At 60.7% G+C, this 19,775-nt stretch carries 14 protein-coding genes and 1 pseudogene; 13 read left to right on the top strand and 2 right to left on the bottom strand.

Going from position 1 to position 19,775, the window contains the following annotated elements:
* Positions 1-81: 81 nt before the first annotated feature.
* Both FXN63_RS15100 and FXN63_RS15095 read right to left on the bottom strand, forming a co-directional pair.
* The gene (locus FXN63_RS15100) at positions 82-1,545 is read right to left on the bottom strand and encodes a putative bifunctional diguanylate cyclase/phosphodiesterase (RefSeq protein WP_148816064.1); all 1,464 of its coding nucleotides are present in this window, start codon (positions 1,543-1,545) and stop codon (positions 82-84) included.
* Positions 1,546-1,727: 182 nt separating this feature from the next.
* Positions 1,728-3,941 (bottom strand): FUSC family protein, encoded by a 2,214-nt coding sequence (locus tag FXN63_RS15095; RefSeq protein WP_187394906.1) that lies wholly within the window; start codon positions 3,939-3,941, stop codon positions 1,728-1,730.
* Between the two features lie 283 nt (positions 3,942-4,224).
* Here FXN63_RS15095 and FXN63_RS15090 point away from each other — a divergent pair, with 283 nt between their 5' ends.
* From FXN63_RS15090 to folE, 13 genes and pseudogenes are all read left to right on the top strand, one after another.
* A complete protein-coding gene (locus FXN63_RS15090; protein WP_148816062.1) occupies positions 4,225-4,407 on the top strand; it encodes a CsbD family protein in 183 nt (60 codons plus the stop codon).
* A gap of 134 nt (positions 4,408-4,541) precedes the next feature.
* Positions 4,542-4,790, top strand: coding sequence for a CsbD family protein (locus FXN63_RS15085; protein WP_148816061.1), 249 nt, complete (start codon positions 4,542-4,544; stop codon positions 4,788-4,790).
* Between the two features lie 581 nt (positions 4,791-5,371).
* Positions 5,372-6,292, top strand: coding sequence for an SMC-Scp complex subunit ScpB (gene scpB / locus FXN63_RS15080; protein ID WP_148816060.1), 921 nt, complete (start codon positions 5,372-5,374; stop codon positions 6,290-6,292).
* Entirely contained in the window at positions 6,289-8,361 is a 2,073-nt protein-coding gene (gene rluB / locus FXN63_RS15075) for a 23S rRNA pseudouridine(2605) synthase RluB (protein WP_148816059.1), read from the top strand. Before scpB ends, rluB begins: the two co-directional genes overlap by 4 nt.
* A gap of 900 nt (positions 8,362-9,261) precedes the next feature.
* Positions 9,262-9,789 carry a ribosome maturation factor RimP gene (rimP, locus tag FXN63_RS15070; protein ID WP_148816058.1) on the top strand — a complete coding sequence of 176 codons (528 nt, stop codon included), beginning with the start codon at positions 9,262-9,264 and terminating at the stop codon, positions 9,787-9,789.
* Positions 9,786-11,264 carry a transcription termination factor NusA gene (gene nusA, locus FXN63_RS15065; protein ID WP_148816057.1) on the top strand — a complete coding sequence of 493 codons (1,479 nt, stop codon included), beginning with the start codon at positions 9,786-9,788 and terminating at the stop codon, positions 11,262-11,264. Before rimP ends, nusA begins: the two co-directional genes overlap by 4 nt.
* A 40-nt stretch (positions 11,265-11,304) precedes the next feature.
* Positions 11,305-14,178, top strand: coding sequence for a translation initiation factor IF-2 (infB, locus tag FXN63_RS15060; RefSeq protein ID WP_148816056.1), 2,874 nt, complete (start codon positions 11,305-11,307; stop codon positions 14,176-14,178).
* 15 nt (positions 14,179-14,193) lie between these two features.
* A complete protein-coding gene (rbfA, locus tag FXN63_RS15055) occupies positions 14,194-14,640 on the top strand; it encodes a 30S ribosome-binding factor RbfA (protein ID WP_148816055.1) in 447 nt (148 codons plus the stop codon).
* A gap of 37 nt (positions 14,641-14,677) precedes the next feature.
* Positions 14,678-15,577: a tRNA pseudouridine(55) synthase TruB gene (gene truB, locus FXN63_RS15050; protein ID WP_148816054.1), complete on the top strand. Its 900-nt coding sequence runs from the start codon at positions 14,678-14,680 to the stop codon at positions 15,575-15,577.
* Positions 15,574-17,394, top strand: a complete 1,821-nt coding sequence (typA, locus tag FXN63_RS15045; RefSeq protein ID WP_148816053.1) for a translational GTPase TypA — start codon at positions 15,574-15,576, stop codon at positions 17,392-17,394. The genes truB and typA overlap by 4 nt, the downstream gene beginning before the upstream one ends.
* 332 nt (positions 17,395-17,726) lie before the next feature.
* Positions 17,727-18,506 (top strand): annotated as a pseudogene (locus FXN63_RS27400) (PAS domain-containing protein); the annotation flags it as partial.
* A gap of 108 nt (positions 18,507-18,614) precedes the next feature.
* Complete coding sequence (locus FXN63_RS27395; protein ID WP_425468731.1) at positions 18,615-19,049, top strand: methyl-accepting chemotaxis protein; 435 nt, start codon at positions 18,615-18,617, stop codon at positions 19,047-19,049.
* Between the two features lie 139 nt (positions 19,050-19,188).
* Positions 19,189-19,752 carry a GTP cyclohydrolase I FolE gene (gene folE / locus FXN63_RS15035; RefSeq protein ID WP_148816051.1) on the top strand — a complete coding sequence of 188 codons (564 nt, stop codon included), beginning with the start codon at positions 19,189-19,191 and terminating at the stop codon, positions 19,750-19,752.
* Positions 19,753-19,775: the final 23 nt, after the last annotated feature.

Here is a 19,775-nt window from a genome sequence, read left to right as displayed (position 1 = left end):
ATGAATTATAGGGGTTTTCGATTGCTTATGCAAATAACGCGCAAACAACCTGTAAACCGACCCGCAGCCGGTCCCCGCCAATCACGCAACCGGCCGCGCCTCAAGCTCGAAGGCGACATCCATTTTTACCGGAAGGAACTCGGGCATGCTCAGCAGCACTTCCTCCGGCACGGCACGGCTGAACAGGTAGCCCTGCGCGAAGTCGCAGCCAAAGGTCTCAATAATATGGCGTTGTGCCTCGGTTTCGATGCCTTCAGCCACCACCTGCAAGCCCAGGCGGTGGCCAAGGGCGACGATTGTGGAGGTCAGTGCCTGCACGTCGGCAACGTTTTCCACGTCGCGAATGAACGCGCGGTCGATCTTGATCTTGTCGAAGAAGAAGCGCCGTAGGTAGCTCAGGCCGGAATACCCCGTGCCGAAATCATCCAGTGACACCCGCACCCCTTGCCTGCGCAAGTCCGCCAGGCAGGCAAGCATGCGTTCCGTGTCGTGGATCAGCAGGCTTTCAGTCACTTCCAGGCAAAGCCGGTGAGGCGGCAGCCCCGTGCGCGCCAACACCCGCGCCACCACGGCAGGCATGTCGATCTGCTGGAATTGTTTGGGCGATATGTTGACCGACAGCTCGATGTCTTCCGGCAGTCGGCAGGCCGCGGCACAGGCGGTTTCCAGCACCCAGTTGCCAATCGCGACGATCAGGCCGGTCTGTTCAGCCAGCGGGATGAACTCGGCAGGTGACAGCATGCCGCGCACCGGGTGTGCCCAGCGCAACAAGGCCTCGACGCCGCAGATCTTGCCAGTCTTCACCACGCATATTGGTTGATAGTGCACGTGCAGCTGGTTGTCGGCAATGGCGTCACGCAGGTCTTGCGCAAGCGCCAGGCGTCGCTGCACCTGGGCATCCATCGACGGCTGGAAAAATCGATAGTTATTGACGCTTTGCTTGCGCAAGTCATGAACCGCGCTGTCGGCGTTCTTGCACAAAGTGTCAAAGTAGGTGCCGTCGCGGGGGAACATCGCAATACCGATGTTCACGCCTACGGTAACTTGCTGGCCTTCAAGCGTATAGGGTTCGGACAGTCGGCGAATCAGTTGCTGGGCCAGCACCTGTGCCGCGACCGAGTCTGCGCAGGGTCGCAGCACCAGAAAATCGTCTTTATCCAGACGCGCTGCCACGTCATTGCGTTGCAGTACGCGGTGCAGGCGCTCTCCGATCAGGCGCAGCAACTGGTCGGACACCTGACGCCCCATTGCGTCGCTCAGCAGCGTGAACCCATCGATATCGATCGACAGCAGCGCCAGCGGCATGGGGTTGCGACTGGGCTCGGTCAGCGCGGTCAGGCGCTGCTTGGCGTGTGTGCGATTGCTCAGGCCGGTCAGCGCATCATGGTGTGCCAGGTAGCGAAGATGGCGGGTTTCAATGCGGGCGCGACGCAGTACGCTTGCCAGCGGCAAGGCGGCGCAGATCACAGCCAGTGCAAGTATGACGAAGGCCCACCCCCACATACCGAACTGGCCGGCTGTGTTGATGGCCGAATCCGTCGTCATTGCGCTTCTTTATTCCTTGTTCTTGGGCAGGCAGGTGCCAGCCACTGGAACTCAATCCCCATAGTAATTCGCAAATGCCCTTGGCCGATATGCTCTTGCATATACGCGCTGCGTGTTCGTTTGGATCCGGCCCGCGTCCAGGTAAATAGATCAGCTGCGCCTGCATCCGAGTGAGCGGACGCTTAGCCCGGCAAGCGTGCTGCTGACGCATCCTGGCGAATCAGTTCCGCCGATCTGGCCAGCAGTTTCAGTTGAAAGCCCAGCTGCTGAAGCTCGTGCCGAACCGCCGGATTGTCGGCGGTGGTGTCGTCGGTGCGCGACACTTCCTTGTCGGCCTCCAGCGCATCGAAGCTTCGAATCGGGCTGGCGGGGGCACCTGCTTCAGCCGCACGCAGATTGTCCAGAATCGAACTCAGTGCTGCTTCCAGCTTGGGCGACGTAGCAGGCACGGCGCTAAGCAGCGGCGCAATCGCCGTCACTTGAGAAGCGAAGACGTGGGTCTGAATCAGCAGGTTGTTCAACTCAGCAACTGCCACTTGCTTGGAGCGCGGCTCTTGCATCATGCGATAGAAGGCGCTGGCAAAGTTTGCGTAAGCCGTGTGCACTTGGCTGCGCGCCAGGCGATATTCCAGGTCTTGAGAAGGGCTGGGCTTGGCATCTGGTGCAAGGCCACGGAAAGTGTTGACGGCGCGTTCCAGGTAGTTGCGATTGGCAGTAATTGCCGCAGCCAGCAGCTTGCGCATCTGCCGGAACTCCCAGTACGGCAGGAAGTAACTGCACAGGAAGGCAATGGCCGATCCCAGCACCGTATCCAGTGCGCGTTCGCCCGTCAGCGACAGCCAGCCCGGCGACAGAAAGTGCAGGCCAATCAAGGCAAACGCCGTGGTGAACACTGAGCTGCCAAAGAAGTTCAGGATCGCCAGGCTATTGGCCATGATCGACGACACCACCATGATGCCCAGCAGAGCAAGCGGGGAGTGCACGCTTAACAAGATGCCGATGGTGATGACGCATCCCACCAGGGTGCCCACCAGACGCTGAACATTTCTCTGCTTCGACAGGCTGAAGCCTGGCTTGAGGATGATCAGTGCCGTCAGCAGAATCCAGTACGCATGTTCCAGATGATGCTTTTCCAGAATGGTGCCGGCCATCGTCATTACGATAGCTGCTGCCAGCGCCACCCGCAGCGCATGGCGCATGTTCGGTGAGCTCAGGCGCAGGTTGCTCCACAGCAATCCTGCCGTCACGGTCTCGTGCGACAGGAAGCGCTCGAATGAGGCCTTTACATCCAATAGTGCAGTCGTCGCCTTTTTCGGGTCGGTGTTCGCATGCAGGCGATCAATGATGCGCAGCGAATTGCGCAAGCGCCTGAATGTAGATATCAGTGCCGCGTAGGCGTCCGGGTCCGTGTTGGGGAAATCGCGCGATTTCAGCAGTTCGATTTCGTATTCCAGCGCGCGCAATTCCGCCTTGGTGCTGATCTCCTGGCGGGAAGGGCGATTCTGCGTCAAGGCAAGGCCGATGTCTTCCACTTCCTTGCTGGCCTTGCGCACCAGGTCGCGCATGAAGATCAACACATCGCTGTCCTGAAAACTCCGGCGCAGCAGGCCGTAGTCGGTATGAACGGCGACCACGGTTTCATGCAGGTCGATCACGCTGATGAACAGGTTGAACAGCATCACCCGGCGCGCATCGTCGGCGTTGGCAGATGCGCGCGGCAGGCCCCGCAGCACCACGTTGCGCGCGGCCTGCTGCTGTTCAACGACTGCTGCCTGTCGTTCGATCAGATTGCGATAGCACTCATCGATATCCAGTCGTGCATCGTAGAAGCGGGACTTGGCCTCCAGGTAGTCGGCGGTGGTGAACATGCACAGCGCAATGGCCTGCCGTTCTTCACGATGCCACTGGAAGTGACTGATCGTGAGCGCAAATGCCGCGTACCAAAGGCCGCCCGCAAGCGTCAGCAGGGCATGCTGGCCAGCCTCGTTCGGCGGAATCTGGGTATGCATGGTCAGCGTCATGATGATCAGACATGCAAAGCCGATCAGCCCGGCCTGGCGACCGAAAGCCGTGAACAGCGAAAACAGGATGCACTGCCCGATCACGGCAATCCACAGCAGCCATCCATATGAGGTGGCCAGCGCCGTGATGCCCACTACCAGGCAACTGAGCAAGGCGCAGCCGAACAGCTCGTTGGTGCGGTGGCGCAGCGGGCCGGGCTGGTCGGCGATCGATACGCAGAGCGCACCGAACGATGCCGTCAGCCCGTATAGCGGCAGGTCAAAAATGCCCACCAGTACGAGAGCTGGCAGCAGGCCACCAATGGCGCGACGCAGCCCACTGTAAAAATGACCGCTATAGATGAATTTTCGAATCGTGAGGGGGGTGTAGTCCATCAGCTTGCTGCGGCCGTTCGGAGAGTGTCCGAGTCTACGTGAAGCCGTGTGCTTATGGTCGTGCACTGGGGTTGACACGCAGTGCGGGCACCAGGGTGGGCGGCAACACGGGGTCACACCACGACACATGCTGAAAGCGCTTCGCGTGAATCGCGAGTCTATGCTGGTTACCAAGCAGTACCGAAGAGGTCCTGCAATGCGGCTGGTCCGGTTTGTGCTGATAGGTCAACCACCAACTGCAGTAGCCCCAACATCAGGGGTATAACCAATGGAGTGCATAGTCATGGACAAGAACCGTATCGAAGGTGCAGTCAAGCAAGTCAAGGGCAGCGTCAAAGAGGTTGCCGGCAAAGTGACTGGTAGCACCAGCACTGAACTGGAAGGCAAAGCTGAAAAAGCAGCGGGCAAGGTTCAGAGCGCCGTTGGCAAGGCTCGTGACGATGTGCGCGACGCATCCAAGCACTGATGTTGCTGTAAGCCGTTGATGTAAGTCGTTAATTTAAGTCGTTAATGCAGCCGGCCCGGCTCTGACGCTGGGCCGATTGCTTTTCGAGTGTCAGTTGTCATGGCACCGATTCCCAACCCGTAAGGAGTGTGCAAATGACCAAGGCCCAGATCGAAGGTGGTGTGAACGAAGTGGTTGGCGCGGTTCAAAACGCGGCCGGCAAGCTGTTGGATCAGGACAGCTGGAAAGCGGAAGGCGCACTGCGCGAAGTGGCCGGCAAGGCACAACGTGTTTACGGTGACACGCGCGACCAACTGACTGAGGCAGTCGAAACGCAGCCGTTTACTGCGCTGCTGTTGGCCGCCGCAGTTGGCTACGCGCTGGCGGTACTGACCCGTCGTTGATGGGTAGGGCAGGGCATGGGCGATCCTGATCGCTGTGCCCATGCTTGCGCTGACGCTTACTGCGTCAGCGGGTTTTGCATAGCGTCGGCAGCACTTTTTGGGTGTCGGTGTTGCCAGGTTGGCAGACCCACTTCAGTAGAAATGATGTTTTCCCGGTGAGCGGCCGCATGCCGCTTGTGGGAATCAAAGCCTGGGGCTACACTAGCCCACGTTTTACAGGTGTGCATGCCGCTGTTCGATCAACTGATGTGCAATCAAGCAGGTGCCACGAGCATGTTGCGTACATCAGGCAGTAGTCGAACAGTTATCAGGTACGCCAGCCGCTACGGGCAGCCAAGGTTTTTTGCCTTGCGTCCAAGGCCCAATGGGCCCTACGCGTTGCGCGGAATCGTTGCTTGATGCCCGATTGCCGCCCTTTGCCATCTGTTGCGATAAATATCGGACATATCCTGCCAGGTCGCCCATTGCGGTGCAGACCGGCACGCTAAATCGCTGAATAACTTAGTTGCGCCAGGAAGGCCCGTTCACGCTGGGCTTTGATCGGCCATTCGCGGGGCGTTTCTCCGTTTGACCTGCTATCCATGAATACCGGCGAGGGAAAACTCGTTCTGGAAACTGCGTTGCTGTGTGCGCAGGAACCATTGCAGCTATCCGATCTGCGCCGCCTGTTTGCTGACGAAGTCGGTAACGATGTTTTGCGCCAGTGGCTCGATGAGTTGCGGCTTGCATGGCGCGACCGTGGCATTGAACTGGTGTCCCTGGCCAGTGGCTGGCGGTTCCAGAGTCGGCCGTCCATGCAGGTGTTTCTTGAGCGTCTGAACCCTGAGAAACCACCCAAATATTCGCGGGCGGTGCTTGAGACGCTCGCCATTGTTGCCTACCGCCAGCCGGTTACCCGTGGCGATATTGAAGAAATCCGTGGCGTGACGGTGTCCACGCAGGTCGTCAAAACGCTTGAGGATCGGGGCTGGATCGAAGTCCTGGGTCATCGCGATGCGCCTGGGCGTCCCGCCTTGTTCGGAACCACGCGGGCTTTTCTTGATGACCTGGGCCTGCGAGCCCTCGATGAATTGCCCGCACTTGAATCCACGGCGGTGGTGGCGGCGCTTGCGGGGCTGGACGGAACGCCTGATTTGATTCCGGCACCTGAGCCTGAGCAAGAAGCCGAGCCGCTTGATGCTGAATCGCTTCAGGCCGAAGCGCCAGATCCCGAAGCGCTCAAGACTGAACCGCTTAAGGCTGAACCGCTTGGCACTGAATTACTTGAGACCGACCCGCCTGAGTCGCATTCGCCTGCTGCGGATGCCCGGGTAGATAAGCCCGTCGCTGAGTTGCCGGAAGCAAGCCGGCCTGTGGTGGACGGACCTGAATTCGATATGCCGGCGGATACGTCCGCCGCCTCTGAACATGACGCATCGCCGGAACTCGGCGCGCCGGACGGCTCCGGTGATGAGATCGACGACGCGCCGATATCCAACAAGAACACTCCTACGCAATCATGAACGATACTCCGCACGATATTCCGCACGACGCGCCCGCTGATGGTGCTGCGACTTCCGGCGGCGACAAGGCCAAGGGCCGGCGCAATCTGCGTACCCCCTTCCGCCGCCGTCGTGCAGGCGAGCCGGTAGCCGAGGGTGCGTCGGGTGGCGCTGCTGCTGCCGATGGTGAAGCGCCTGCTGCTGATGCTGCTGCGCGTCCGCCGCGCGCGCCGCGTCAACGCAAGAAGCCGCTTCCCGAGGGCGCTGAAGCAGCTGCGGCACCCGCAGCGGCTCGCGGCGAAGGTGCTGCACCGCGTGGTCGCGGTCCTCGCAAGCCGCGTGGCCCGCGTCCTGATGGTCAACGTGGCGAAGGTCAGCGTGGTGAGGGCCAACGTGAAGGTCAGCGCAGCAGTGCGTCTCGTGCACCGCGTGCGTCGCGCGCCCCGGTGGTGCAGGAGATCGAAGAAACCTACATCCCGCTCGATCCCGAAGCACAGCGCATGGCCGAGGTCGAGGCCGAGGAAGCGCTGTCCTTCCTGGAGCAGGCACCTGACATCAAGAAGCGCCTGACGCGCTTCCTGTCCAGCGATGCGGTCGCGCCGAAGTTGCACAAGGTGCTGGCTGAAGCTGGTATCGGTTCGCGCCGTGAGATGGAAGACCTGATCGTTGCAGGCCGCGTGTCTGTGAATGGCGAGCCGGCGCACATCGGCCAGCGCGTGCTGCCCACCGACCAGGTGCGTGTCAATGGCAAGCTGGTGCAGCGTCGTGCCTCTGGTCGTCCCCCGCGTGTGGTGCTGTATCACAAGCCCGCTGGCGAGATTGTGACGCAGGATGATCCGGAAGGCCGTGCGACAGTGTTCGGTCGTCTGCCCAAGATCAAGAGCGGCAAGTGGGTCTCGGTGGGTCGTCTTGATCTGAACACTGAAGGCTTGCTGATCTTCACCACCTCTGGTGATCTGGCGAACCGCATGATGCACCCGCGCTACGAGATCGAGCGCGAGTACGCCGTGCGTGTGCTGGGTGAAATGAGCGAAGAGCAGCGTACGGCTCTGATCGAAGGCATTACGCTCGATGACGGCGTGGCTGCGTTCGGATCGCTGGATTACCTGGGCGGCGATGGCAGCAACCGTTGGTATCGCGTCACGCTGCAGGAAGGCCGCAATCGCGAAGTCCGCCGCATGTTCGAGGCAGTTGGTGTGATGGTCAGCCGTCTGATCCGTACCCGCTTCGGTGACATCGTTCTGCCGCGCACCTTGCGTCGCGGTCGCTGGGACGAGCTTGAGGGTGATGTCACGACGGCACTGATGGTGCAGTTGGGTCTCATCCGTGCCGACGCGGAAGAAAGCAGCAGCCGTCGTGGCCGTACTGCGCAGCCGCTCTCGCACGACAGCGCGTTGCCCCCGGGCTTCGGCACCCTGTCTCAGAACGGGATGCACGGTGCTCGTGTGGGCCGTCGCGGTCAGGTGCAAGGCGGTGCGCCGTTTGGCAACGCCAGCTATCCGTCGGACCCCTTCGGGACGGGTGTGGCCATGTCGATCGGCTTTGCCAATGGTCACCCCAACGGTGGTCATAACGGCAATGGCGGCCCGGATGTGGACGGAAATCGTTCTGCACCGCGCCGTGGTGGCAAGCCTTCTGGTGCACCGGCAACCGGCCAGCGCGCAGGTCAGGGCGGTCAGCGCCGACGTACGCGTGGTGCGCAGCCTGCTGGCGCGCCCGCGGCGTCGAATCCTTGGGCAACGGGGCACCGTGTTGCGGGCGAAACTGCAGGGACCAAAGGTCCGCGCAGTGGTAGTCGTGGTAATGGCCCCCGTGGTGCGGCTTCCGGTGGGCAGCGCTCGGCTGCTGGCGGGGCGGGTGGTGCGGGTGGTCAACGCAATGCGGGCCCGGGTGGCGCGCGTTCGGGTGGCCCTGGTGCACCGCGCGCTGCTGGATCGCGTGGTCCGCGTACCAACGACGGCAACTCGTCGCGCGGCCGTGGTCCCAGCGATGAGCGTCAGCCTCGTGGCCCGGCAGCGCACGAATCCCGTCTTGGTGTGATCGGCGGTGGCGGCGGTGGTTCGCGCGGCGGTCGGCGTGGTCGTGATTGATTGATCGAGTGTGCCTGGCGTCGTGTTTAATATGAATGCTTGAGGAATTATGCAAAATCGCATATTATTCCGAGGCTAAGCACCAAAGTTTAAGGTGCGGGCTTGGGTTTAAGTTCGGGCTGGGGTTAGCAAGGCTCGGCAAGACTTGATTTTGTTCTGTCAGGTCGCCACATGAATGTGGTGACTGGGAATGGATCAGTGTTCGGGATGCGTGTATTCGGGACCAGTGTTCAATCAGCAGTTGTTGTGACTGAGTGAATGCAGGTTTCGGGTAGACGAAATCAGGTCAAGCCGAATCAGCCAACGATCGAAGATCGGCAAGACGGCAACAAGCGGTATGCAGGTGGTACAGCGTTGTCGTTTCAGGGCGTAGCCGCAAGGTGTGTCCGGGCCGTACGACGTGGGGTAGGGCGGCGGAATTGATGCTGCAGGGCACTTTTGGTGTGGTCGAGAATGTCGGCCCCATCGCTCGGAAGGTGTTCAGCGCACGGTTGATGTTTCATCAGCCGGGTTGGCCGGACCATGGCTCTCACCATGGTGACCGGGATTCCGCGCAATGACCGGCGAATGATGCCGGTGGTGGTGAAGATGTTGAATCGCAGGGCAGGTGTCGGCAGTGACGATACGTGCAGCATTTGCAGTTCATGTCCTTGCCACAGTTGCCGCAGCCCTGGCGCCGCGGCGACGGCTTGGCGCAAGCGCCAGCCATGATCCGATCGTGATGCCATTTGGTGGCGTACAAGGGCTGGACAGTACAGCCCTTTTTTATTTGTTTTTTCAGTTTGCTGCGAGCCTGAGTTTCCTGCGCCTGTGTGGCGTGGCGGTGCGGCTCAGCTGCATGCCGGCCGGGGCAGTCCCGGATCAACTCAGGTTTCAACGACAGGCAGGTTTATTCAGCACATGGCAGATCTTTTTGCGCTTACCGAGCAGTCCCTCGTCGGGCTGGACGTCGAGCTGGTAGATATCGAACGCGCGCCCCAGGGTTTGCTGCGGGTCACCATCGATCGTCCGGAAGGCGTACGTATCGAAGATTGCGAAGCGGTATCGAAACAGCTGTCGCGCGTATTCGAAGTCGAGAACCTCGATTACGCACGGCTTGAAGTCGGCTCGCCCGGCACCGATCGTCCGCTGCGCCGTGCGCGCGACTTCGTGCGTTTCGTGGGTGAGCGTGTAGAGATCAAATTGCGTGCCGCTTTCAACGGTCGCAAAGTATTTACCGGCACGCTGGTTCTTCCAGATGCCGATGAGACGACTGAAGTCGTCGCCGAGCCCGCAACGGCTGGCGGCATGGTCGGTCAGGGAGCCGAAGTGTTCGGCATCGAATTCGAAGTAAAAGCAGGCGAGATCCAGGTGTTGCGGTTTGCACTCGATGAAGTCGAGCGCGCCAAGCTGGATCCGGTTCTGAATTTCAGGGGCAAAAAGCGATGAGCCGCGAGATTCTGTTGTTGGTGGATGCGTTGGCACGTGAGAAGAATGTCACGCGCGACGTGGTGTTCGGTGCGCTTGAAAGCGCGCTGGCGTCCGCCATGAAGAAGCTCTACAAAGAAGACGTCGACATCCGCGTATCTATCGATCGCGACAATGGCGACCATGAAGCATTCCGTCGCTGGCAAGTCGTGCCCGACGAAGCTGGTCTGCAACTGCCCGATCAGCAGACCCTGCTGTCGGACGCACGCGACGAAGCACCGGACGTCAACGTCGACGACTTCATTGAAGAGCCGCTCGAACCGATCGAATTCGGTCGTATCGGCGCGCAGGCTGCCAAGCAGGTCATTCTGCAACGCATCCGCGACGCTGAACGCGAACAGCTCCTGAATGATTTCCTCGAGCGTGGCGAATCCATTGTGTCCGGCACGATCAAGCGCATGGACAAGGGTGATGCCATCATCGAAATCGGCAAGGTGGAAGCACGCCTGCCGCGCTCGGAAATGATCCCCAAGGAAAACCTGCGCGTGAGCGATCGCGTGCGTGCTTTCCTGCTGCGTATCGACCGTCAGGCACGTGGTCAACAAGTGATCCTGTCGCGTTCGGCACCTGACTTCATCCGTCAGCTGTTCGAAAACGAAGTGCCCGAGATCGAGCAGGGCCTGCTGGAATTGAAGGGCGCAGCGCGCGATCCGGGCGTGCGCGCCAAGATCGCCGTCATCGCTCATGACCGTCGCGTCGATCCGATCGGCACTTGCGTGGGCATGCGCGGTTCGCGCGTCCAGGCCGTGCGCAACGAACTCGGCGGCGAACAGGTCGACATCGTGCTGTGGTCGGAAGATCCGGCGCAGTTCGTGATCGGTGCCCTGGCACCCGCGAACGTGCAGTCGATCGTGGTAGACGAAGACAAACACGCCATGGACGTGGTGGTCGACGAGGACAACCTCGCGATTGCCATCGGCCGTAGCGGTCAGAACGTGCGCCTGGCGTCCGAGCTGACCGGTTGGCAAATCAACATCATGACGCCGGGCGAAAGCCAGGCCAAGCATGAGCAGGAGCGTCAGGGCCTCCTCGACGCCTTCATCAGTCGACTCGACGTCGACGAAGAAGTCGCCAGCATCCTGATCGACGAAGGTTTTACCGGGCTGGAAGAGATCGCCTATGTGCCGATCCAAGAACTGCTCGAAATCGAAGCCTTCGATGAAGACACCATCAACGAATTGCGTACCCGCGCGCGCAACGCTCTGCTGACCGAGGCCATCGCCAAGGAAGAAGAAGTCGAGACCGCGCAGGATCTGCTGTCGCTTGATGGCGTCACGAGTGAGCTTGCGACCAAGTTGGCCGAAGGCAATGTCCACACACGCGATGAACTCGCCGACCTCGCGGTCGACGAACTCATCGAACTGACCGGTATCGATGAAGAAGCGGCCAAGGCCTTGATCGTACGTGCGCGTGCGCACTGGTTCGAACAGGCCTGAGCCCATCATCGATCGATCAGTCACCGGGGAAGAGAAACGAATGTCGAGTAACACTGTCGCCCAGTTCGCTACCGAGCTGAAACTGCCTGCCAATGTGCTGCTGGATCAGCTGCGCGCTGCCGGCGTAAGCATCAAGTCGGTCGACGACGCCGTCACTGAAAGCGACAAGGCACAACTGCTCGAATCCTTGCGCCGCGCGCACGGTGCAACCGAGGTCCAGAAAAAGATCACGGTCACCCGTAAGCAGACGTCGGAAATCAAACAGGCCGATGCAACCGGTCGTGCCCGCACCATTCAGGTTGAAGTCCGCAAGAAGCGCACGTTCATCAAGCGCGACAACGCCGAAGGTGGCGAAGTCGAGGCTGGTGCGTCGCTGCCGGCGGAAGACGAAGTGCCGGTATCTACCGAGGCCGAAGACGCCGCTCGCCGCGAGGCCGAAGCGCGTGCGCTGGCGGCCGAGCAGGAAGAGCGCAAGCGCCAGGAAATCGAGGAAAAAGCACGCATCGAGGCGGAAGCCCGTGTGCGTGAAGCTGAAGAGCAGGCTCGTGCCGCTGCCGCTGCTGCCGAACAGGCTGCACGTGAAGCGCGTGAGGCTGCCGAAGCAGCCGCCAAGTCGCGTGAAGCGAACGCCGATGTCGGTGTTTCCGCTGCTGCCGATAGCAAGGCTGCTGCCGCTGCATCGAAGAACGATGAAGCACGTGCCAAGGCTGACGCTGCCCGCAAGGCAGTCGAGGAAAAGCGCGCTGCCGATGCAAAGGCTGCCGAAAACCGCAACAAGGCCCGTCAGAAGGCAGAAGACGAAGCTGCTGCCCTGCGCGAGATGTTGAATCGTCCGCGCAAGGTCATGCACGCACCGGCTCCCGCCCCTGCGCCGGCACCTGCTGCGCCTGCCGCCCCGATCGCCGGCACTCTGCACAAGCCCGCTGCAAAGCCGGGTGAAGCAGCGCCTGCGAAGAAGGACGACAAGCCTGCAGCACCGGGCAAGAAGGTCATCAAGACGGCCCAGGTCGCTTCGACCTGGTCGGAAGATGCTGCCCGCAAGAAAGCACTCAAGACGCGTGGCGATGCCTCGTCGGGCACCAGCCGTGACGGTTGGCGTGGTGGCAAGGGTGGTCGTGGTCGCGGTGGTCAGCAACAGGCTCCGCAGCAATCGGCAGAATTCATCGCGCGTGAAATTCACGTGCCGGAAACCATCAGCGTGGCCGATCTGGCTCACAAGATGGCCGTGAAGGCTGCCGAGGTGATCAAGGCCCTGATGAAGATGGGCCAGATGGTCACCATCAATCAGGTGCTGGATCAAGACACCGCGATGATTCTGGTCGAAGACCTGGGTCACACCGCAGTGGCTGCCAAGCTGGACGATCCGGAAGCATTCCTGGACGAAACGCCGGCAGCAGAATTGACCCTGTTGCCGCGTGCACCGGTCGTGACCGTCATGGGTCACGTTGACCACGGCAAGACCTCGCTGCTGGATTACATCCGTCGCGCCAAGGTTGCCGCAGGCGAAGCTGGTGGTATTACGCAGCACATCGGTGCGTACCACGTGCAAACCGAACGCGGCATGGTTACCTTCCTGGATACCCCGGGTCACGAGGCGTTCACTGCCATGCGTGCTCGTGGTGCCAAGGCAACCGACATCGTGATTCTGGTGGTGGCTGCCGACGACGGCGTGATGCCCCAGACCAAGGAAGCCATTCACCATGCGCGCGCCGCAGGCGTGCCGATCGTGGTGGCGGTCAACAAGATCGACAAGCCGGGTGCGAACCCCGAGCGCGTCAAGCAGGAACTGGTTGCTGAACAGGTTGTGCCGGAAGAGTACGGTGGCGATTCTCCCTTCGTGGAAGTGTCGGCCAAGACCGGTGCCGGTATCGACGACCTGCTCGAAAACCTGTTGCTGCAAGCTGAAGTGCTGGAATTGAAGGCCCCGGTAGATGGTTCCGCCAAGGGTCTGGTCATCGAAGCCCGTCTCGACAAGGGTCGCGGTCCGGTGGCAACGATTCTGGTGCAAAGCGGCACGCTCAAGCGTGGCGACGTGGTGCTGGCTGGCGCAAGCTTCGGCCGTGTCCGTGCAATGATCGACGAAATCGGCAAGCCGATCACGGAAGCAGGTCCTTCGATTCCGGTCGAGATTCAGGGTCTGACCGAAGTGCCGTCGGCTGGTGACGAACTGATCGTGCTGAGCGACGAGCGCAAGGCGCGTGAAATCGCCATGTTCCGTCAGGGCAAGTTCCGCGACGTCAAGCTGGCACGCCAACAGGCCGCCAAGCTCGAAACCATGTTCGACAACATTGGCGAAGGCACGCAGACGCTGGCCTTGATCGTCAAGACCGACGTGCAGGGTTCGCAGGAAGCACTGGTGCAGTCTCTGACCAAGCTGTCGACCGACGAAGTGCGTGTGCAGGTTGTGCACGCCGCCGTGGGTGGCATCTCGGAAAGCGACGTGAACCTGGCCATCGCATCGAAGGCGGTCATCATCGGCTTCAACGTGCGTGCCGACATGACCGTCAAGAAGATCGCCGAGAACAACGGCGTGGATCTGCGCTACTACAACATCATTTACGATGCTGTCGACGAGATCAAATCAGCAATGTCGGGAATGCTGGCACCGGAGAAGCGCGAAGAGATCATCGGCATGGTCGAGATCCGCGAGATCTTCTCGGTATCGCGCGTCGGCAACATTGCCGGTTGCATGGTGCTCGATGGCCTGGTGCGTCGTGGCTCGCAAGTCCGTCTGTTGCGTCACAACGTGGTCCAGTGGACTGGCGAACTCGAATCGCTGCGCCGCTTCAAGGACGACGTGAAGGAAGTGAAGATGGGCTTCGATTGCGGTATCACCTTGAAGAACAACAACGACATCCAGGTGGGCGACCAGCTGGAAGTGTTCGAAGTGAAGGAAGTGGCGCGTACGCTGTAAGGCGCGCCGATCACAATGAGCCGTCACAAAAAAACCAATGTCCCGGGCGGCCGCAACATGCGGCTCGCCGATCAGATCCAGAAGGATCTGGCCGTGATGATCCAGCAAGAGCTGGACATCTCGCGGGCCGGTCTGATCACGCTTACGGGCGTGGATCTGACCGCCGACTACGCCCATGCCAAGGTGTATTTCACCGTCATGGGTGCCACGCCGGAAGTCGCCGAGTCTGCCCTGCGCGACAAGGCGGGCTGGTTGCATTCTCTGTTGTTCAAGCGCCTGCACATTCATACCGTGCCGACGCTGCATTTCCAGCATGACCTGCGCATGTCGCAGGGCATGGCGCTGGCCGAACTGATCGGACAGGCCAACACGCCGGGCGTGTTGGCCGATGATGTACCTGCCGAGCTTCCCGACAACGATCCGGGCCGTAAGCCGAACCCGGAAGAGGGTGGTCGCGGCTAAGGCCGTACTGCTTTCTGCGATAGGCGGAAGATAAGCGATGGGTGCTTCAAAGCGCGGTTTGCCGCTCGACGGCGTGTTGGTCATGGACAAGCAGATCGGCTTGTCCAGCAACCACGTGCTGCAACGGGCGCGTCGGATACTGAACGCCCGCAAGGGCGGTCATACCGGCACCTTGGATCCGTTTGCGACGGGTCTGATGATTTTGTGTTTTGGCGAAGCGACCAAGTTCTCTGCCGGCATGTTCGACGCCGACAAGTCCTACCTGGCTGAAGTCATGCTGGGTGAAGAGACCGAGACCGGCGACAATACCGGTCTTACCGTCTCGACGGCGGCAGTGAACGTCTCGCTTGAACAACTGAACGACGTACTGTCACGTTTCATAGGCAGAATCGACCAGATTCCGCCGATGTATTCGGCACTCAAGCGCGACGGCAAACCGCTGTACGCGTATGCGCGCGAGGGCATTGTCCTTGAACGCGAGCCGCGCACGATCACGATCTTCGAGATTCGCCTGGTGTCCTTTGACGGGATGCGGGCAGTGATCGATGTGTCGTGCAGCAAGGGAACCTACATCCGCACGCTGGCCCAGGATATCGGGCGCGCGTTGGGTTGCGGTGCACATTTGACGGCTTTGCGGCGTAGCCGCACGGCCGGTTTTTCGATCGAGCAGGCGATTACGCTAGAGGCGCTGGAAGCCTTGCCGCGTGCGACCGATGCCCTGCTGCCGATCGAGTCGCTGATTTCCGAGCTGCCGATTGTGCAGCTTGACGCCAGCGACGCCGCCCGTTTCGGGCATGGGCAGCAGCTGACGGCACCCGACGTGAAAGCTGAGCGACTCCGGGTGCACGGACCGGACAACGACTTTTTGGGTACGGCGCGCTGGCAAGATGGCTGGCTGCTGCCTGACCGAGTGATTTCTTTGAAGGAAACGACATGACTCGCGCATTGCGCAACGTGGCTATCATTGCCCACGTCGACCATGGCAAGACCACGCTGGTGGACCAGCTGCTGCGTCAAGCTGGCACTTTCCGTGACAACCAGGCGCTGACCGAGCGCGTGATGGACTCCAACGATCTTGAAAAAGAGCGTGGGATTACCATTCTGGCCAAGAACTGTGCCGTGGAATACGAAGGCGTGCACATCAACATCGTCGACACCCCGGGACACGCGGACTTCGGCGGTGAAGTCGAGCGCGTGCTGTCGATGGTTGACGGCGTGCTGCTGCTGGTGGACGCGGTCGAAGGCCCGATGCCCCAGACCCGTTTCGTGACGCGCAAGGCACTGGCCCTGGGCCTGAAGCCGATCGTCGTGATCAACAAGGTCGACCGTCCGGGCGCACGTCCTGACTGGGTGATCAACCAGACTTTCGACCTGTTCGACAAGCTGGGTGCCACTGAAGAACAACTCGACTTCACCGTGATCTACGCATCGGGTCTGAACGGCTATGCCGGTCATGACGCAAGCGTGCGTGATGGCGACATGAAGCCGCTGTTCCAGACCATCATCGACAAAGTCCCGCAACGTGACGACGATCCGAACGGCCCGCTGCAACTGCAGATCGTGTCGCTGGAATACTCGACCTACGTCGGCAAGATCGGCGTTGGCCGTATCACCCGTGGCCGCGTGAAGTCGCTGCAGGACGTGATCGTGAAGTTCGGCCCGGAAGGCGCACCGATCAAGGGTCGCATCAACCAGGTCCTGAAGTTCCAAGGTCTGGAACGTGTGATCGTCGATGAAGCCGAAGCCGGCGACATCGTGCTGATCAACGGTATTGAAGAAGTGGGCATCGGTGCCACCGTGATGGCCCCGGAAGCGCCCGAAGCGCTGCCGATGCTGAAGGTCGACGAGCCCACGCTGACCATGAACTTCTGCGTGAACACCTCGCCGCTGGCAGGCCGTGAAGGCAAGTTCGTGACCAGCCGTCAGCTGCGCGAGCGTCTGGACCGTGAACTGAAGTCGAACGTGGCCCTGCGCGTCAAGGACACCGGCGACGACACCATCTTCGAAGTTTCGGGTCGCGGCGAACTGCACCTGACGATTCTGGTGGAAAACATGCGTCGCGAAGGCTACGAGCTGGCCGTGTCGCGTCCGCGCGTGGTGATGAAGGACGTTGACGGTGTCAAGCACGAGCCGTTCGAACTGCTGACCGTGGACGTCGAAGACGGCCACCAAGGCGGCGTGATGGAAGAGCTGGGCCGTCGCAAGGGCGAGCTGCTGGACATGGCGTCCGACGGCAAGGGCCGCACGCGTCTGGAATACCGTATTCCGGCCCGTGGCCTGATCGGTTTCCAGGGCGAGTTCCTGACCATGACCCGTGGTACCGGCCTGATCTCCCACGTGTTCGACGACTACGCACCGGCCCGCGACGGCGGCCTGGGCGAGCGTCACAACGGCGTGCTGATCAGCCAGGACGACGGCGATGCCGTGGCCTACGCACTGTGGAAGCTGCAGGATCGCGGCCGCATGTTCGTGAAGCCGGGCGAAGCCCTGTACGAAGGCATGATCATCGGCATTCACAGCCGTGACAACGACCTGGTTGTGAACCCGATCAAGGGCAAGCAGCTGACCAACGTTCGCGCTTCGGGTACCGACGAAGCCGTGCGCCTGGTGCCTGCCATTCAGATGTCGCTGGAATACGCAGTGGAATTCATCGCTGACGACGAACTGGTCGAAGTCACGCCGAAGAGCATCCGTCTGCGCAAGCGTCACCTGAAAGAGCACGAGCGCAAGCGTGCCAGCCGCGACGCGGCATAAAGCTGCGTAGCCGTTTGCGCGGATGTTTGTCCGCGCAAACAAAGCTGCCGAAAACCCCCGATTCGAAAGAATCGGGGGTTTTTTTATGGCGTTCTGCAGGCAAATCGCCACGTTGCAGCAGAGCATTGTTTGCGCTGTATCAAATCTGACGAAATCTGACCTAATAACCTACTGGTTAGTAGATCCTGCGCAGCATAATGGTCCGGTTATAAAAGTACGTAGAAATCTCAATATCCTGCATCGGATGTCGACGCTGCTGCGTATCTCACTTCAGCATGTTCCCCTCAATCATCCCGCTGCCTGGCACGCGGGGCTAAAGTGACGCGACCTCTATGTTGTTTTCCAAAGCTCTTAAGCAACGTCTTGCAGAAAGCGAAGCAAACAATCGCGCACAACAGGCGCTGATCACGGCGATCGACCGCACTACCGCCATGATCGAGTTCACCCGGGACGGCGTCGTGTGCGAGGCAAATCCTGCCTTCCTGGCGTGCGTGGGTTACGAGCGCGAGGCATTGGTAGGCAAACATCATCGCGTGCTGTGCGATGCGGCGGTAGAAGGGGCAGGGCAGGAGACGGCGTTCTGGGCGGCGCTGGCACGGGGCGATGCTGCCACGGGCCGCTATCGGCGCATTGCGCGCAATGGCGCGGTGCGATGGCTGGACGCCAGCTACAACCCGGTGCGCGATGAAAGCGGAAACATCACACGCATCGTGACTTTCGCGATGGATGTCACCGATGACGTGGAACGCGAGCGCCGGGAGCATGCAAAGCTGGCCGCGTTCGATCGTTCGATGGCCATCATCGAATTCGATCTCGATGCCACCGTGCGAAGTGCCAACGACAATTTTCTTCAGTTGATGGGGTATCACCGCCACGAGGTGGTGGGCCAGTCGCACAAGATGTTCTGCGATCCGGGGTTTGTGCAGTCGCCGGCCTACGGGAAGCTGTGGAGCGGCCTGAAGGCCGGCGAGTTCGCATCCGGCCGCTATGACCGCCGCACCAAAAGCGGTGAAGTGGTGTGGCTTGAGGCCAGCTACAACCCGATTCTGGACGAGCAGGGCCGCCCCTCTGGCGTAGTGAAGATCGCCAGCAACATTACCGCTCAGGTGCTGGCGCAACAGGCTGAGAAAAACAGTGCACGCATCGCGTTCAAGGTCTCGGCCGAAACCGAGGCAACCTCGCGTGACGGGGCAGAAGTCATTGGTGCAGCGGCTGCCGAGATGCGCCTGACTGCGGAGTCCATTCTGGCTTCGTCACACGCGATGGAGATCCTGCGCGGGCAATCGGTTGAAATCGACGCCATGGTCGAGACCATCCGTCAGATCGCCGATCAGACCAATCTGCTTGCATTGAACGCCGCCATCGAAGCGGCGCGGGCAGGGGAGCAGGGTCGGGGATTCTCGGTGGTGGCTGACGAAGTTCGCAAGCTGGCTGAACGAACCAAATCGGCCACCCAGCAGATATCGGGCGTGACGCACAGCATTCAGTCCAGCATCGTGACGGCAATCGACAGCATGGACCAGTGTTCGAACCAGGCTCGCAAGGGTGTCAGCCTGGCTGGTGATGCAGGCGAAGCCATTTCCCGCATCCGGGTTGGGGCAGCCGAGGTGGTGCGTGCAGTGAGCAGCTTGTCAACCGACGCTGCTGCCAGCTGATCGCCACCAAGACACTGGCGGTAAATCAGCAAGTCGAGCACCCCTGGCCTTGGTCAAAGCCCTTGCCGGCGCAGGGGCTCGCCCAGCGCCTCCCGCTTATCGTGTAGATTGACGGGGGTTTTCAAACGGTACTGGATTAATGAGCACGACAGAATTCAACGAGAACGACTGGCGACGTCTGCTGGAGACCTTGGGCGAAGACCCGAGCCGTCCCGGCCTGGTCGAGACGCCCAGCCGCGTCGCCAAGGCATGGCAACACTGGACATCTGGCTATGGCCAGGAACCGGCTGAAATCCTCAAGGTGTTCGAAGACGGGGCCGAGGAATACAACGAACTCATCATGGTTCGCAATATCCCCGTCTACAGCCATTGCGAGCATCATCTGGCACCGTTCTTCGGCACCGCAACCATTGGCTACACACCCAATGGCCGTATCGTCGGCCTGTCCAAGCTGACTCGCCTGATGGACTGTTTTGCCAAGCGCCTGCAAGTGCAGGAACGCCTGACGATCCAGGTGGCGAATGCCTTGATGGAGCACCTGCAACCGAAGTCGGTCGGCGTGATGATTCGCTGCCGTCACATGTGCATGGAAAGCCGCGGCATTCGCACGCCGGGCGAAGAAACCGTGACCTCGGCCTTGCTGGGCGAGCTGCAGACCAATCTGGCGCTGCGGACCGAATTCCTGTCGCTTGCGCGCGGTTGATGCACAGCTGATCCGGTTTTCTC

Source organism: Pigmentiphaga aceris, from assembly GCF_008119665.1.
GTDB classification, from domain to species: Bacteria; Pseudomonadota; Gammaproteobacteria; order Burkholderiales; family Burkholderiaceae_B; genus Pigmentiphaga; species Pigmentiphaga aceris.
The sequence above is the reverse complement of the archived record's forward strand: the minus strand, read 5'-3'. Positions and strand labels throughout refer to the sequence as shown.

Excerpts from the sequence above, each read along its gene's own strand:
- FXN63_RS15100 (WP_148816064.1), bottom strand. The coding sequence starts at position 1,545 with ATGACGACGGATTCGGCCATCAACACAGCCGGCCAGTTCGGTATGTGG.
- FXN63_RS15095 (WP_187394906.1), bottom strand. The coding sequence starts at position 3,941 with ATGGACTACACCCCCCTCACGATTCGAAAATTCATCTATAGCGGTCAT.
- FXN63_RS15090 (WP_148816062.1), top strand. The coding sequence starts at position 4,225 with ATGGACAAGAACCGTATCGAAGGTGCAGTCAAGCAAGTCAAGGGCAGC.
- FXN63_RS15085 (WP_148816061.1), top strand. The coding sequence starts at position 4,542 with ATGACCAAGGCCCAGATCGAAGGTGGTGTGAACGAAGTGGTTGGCGCG.
- scpB (WP_148816060.1), top strand. The coding sequence starts at position 5,372 with ATGAATACCGGCGAGGGAAAACTCGTTCTGGAAACTGCGTTGCTGTGT.
- rluB (WP_148816059.1), top strand. The coding sequence starts at position 6,289 with ATGAACGATACTCCGCACGATATTCCGCACGACGCGCCCGCTGATGGT.
- rimP (WP_148816058.1), top strand. The coding sequence starts at position 9,262 with ATGGCAGATCTTTTTGCGCTTACCGAGCAGTCCCTCGTCGGGCTGGAC.
- nusA (WP_148816057.1), top strand. The coding sequence starts at position 9,786 with ATGAGCCGCGAGATTCTGTTGTTGGTGGATGCGTTGGCACGTGAGAAG.
- infB (WP_148816056.1), top strand. The coding sequence starts at position 11,305 with ATGTCGAGTAACACTGTCGCCCAGTTCGCTACCGAGCTGAAACTGCCT.
- rbfA (WP_148816055.1), top strand. The coding sequence starts at position 14,194 with ATGAGCCGTCACAAAAAAACCAATGTCCCGGGCGGCCGCAACATGCGG.
- truB (WP_148816054.1), top strand. The coding sequence starts at position 14,678 with ATGGGTGCTTCAAAGCGCGGTTTGCCGCTCGACGGCGTGTTGGTCATG.
- typA (WP_148816053.1), top strand. The coding sequence starts at position 15,574 with ATGACTCGCGCATTGCGCAACGTGGCTATCATTGCCCACGTCGACCAT.
- FXN63_RS27395 (WP_425468731.1), top strand. The coding sequence starts at position 18,615 with ATGCGCCTGACTGCGGAGTCCATTCTGGCTTCGTCACACGCGATGGAG.
- folE (WP_148816051.1), top strand. The coding sequence starts at position 19,189 with ATGAGCACGACAGAATTCAACGAGAACGACTGGCGACGTCTGCTGGAG.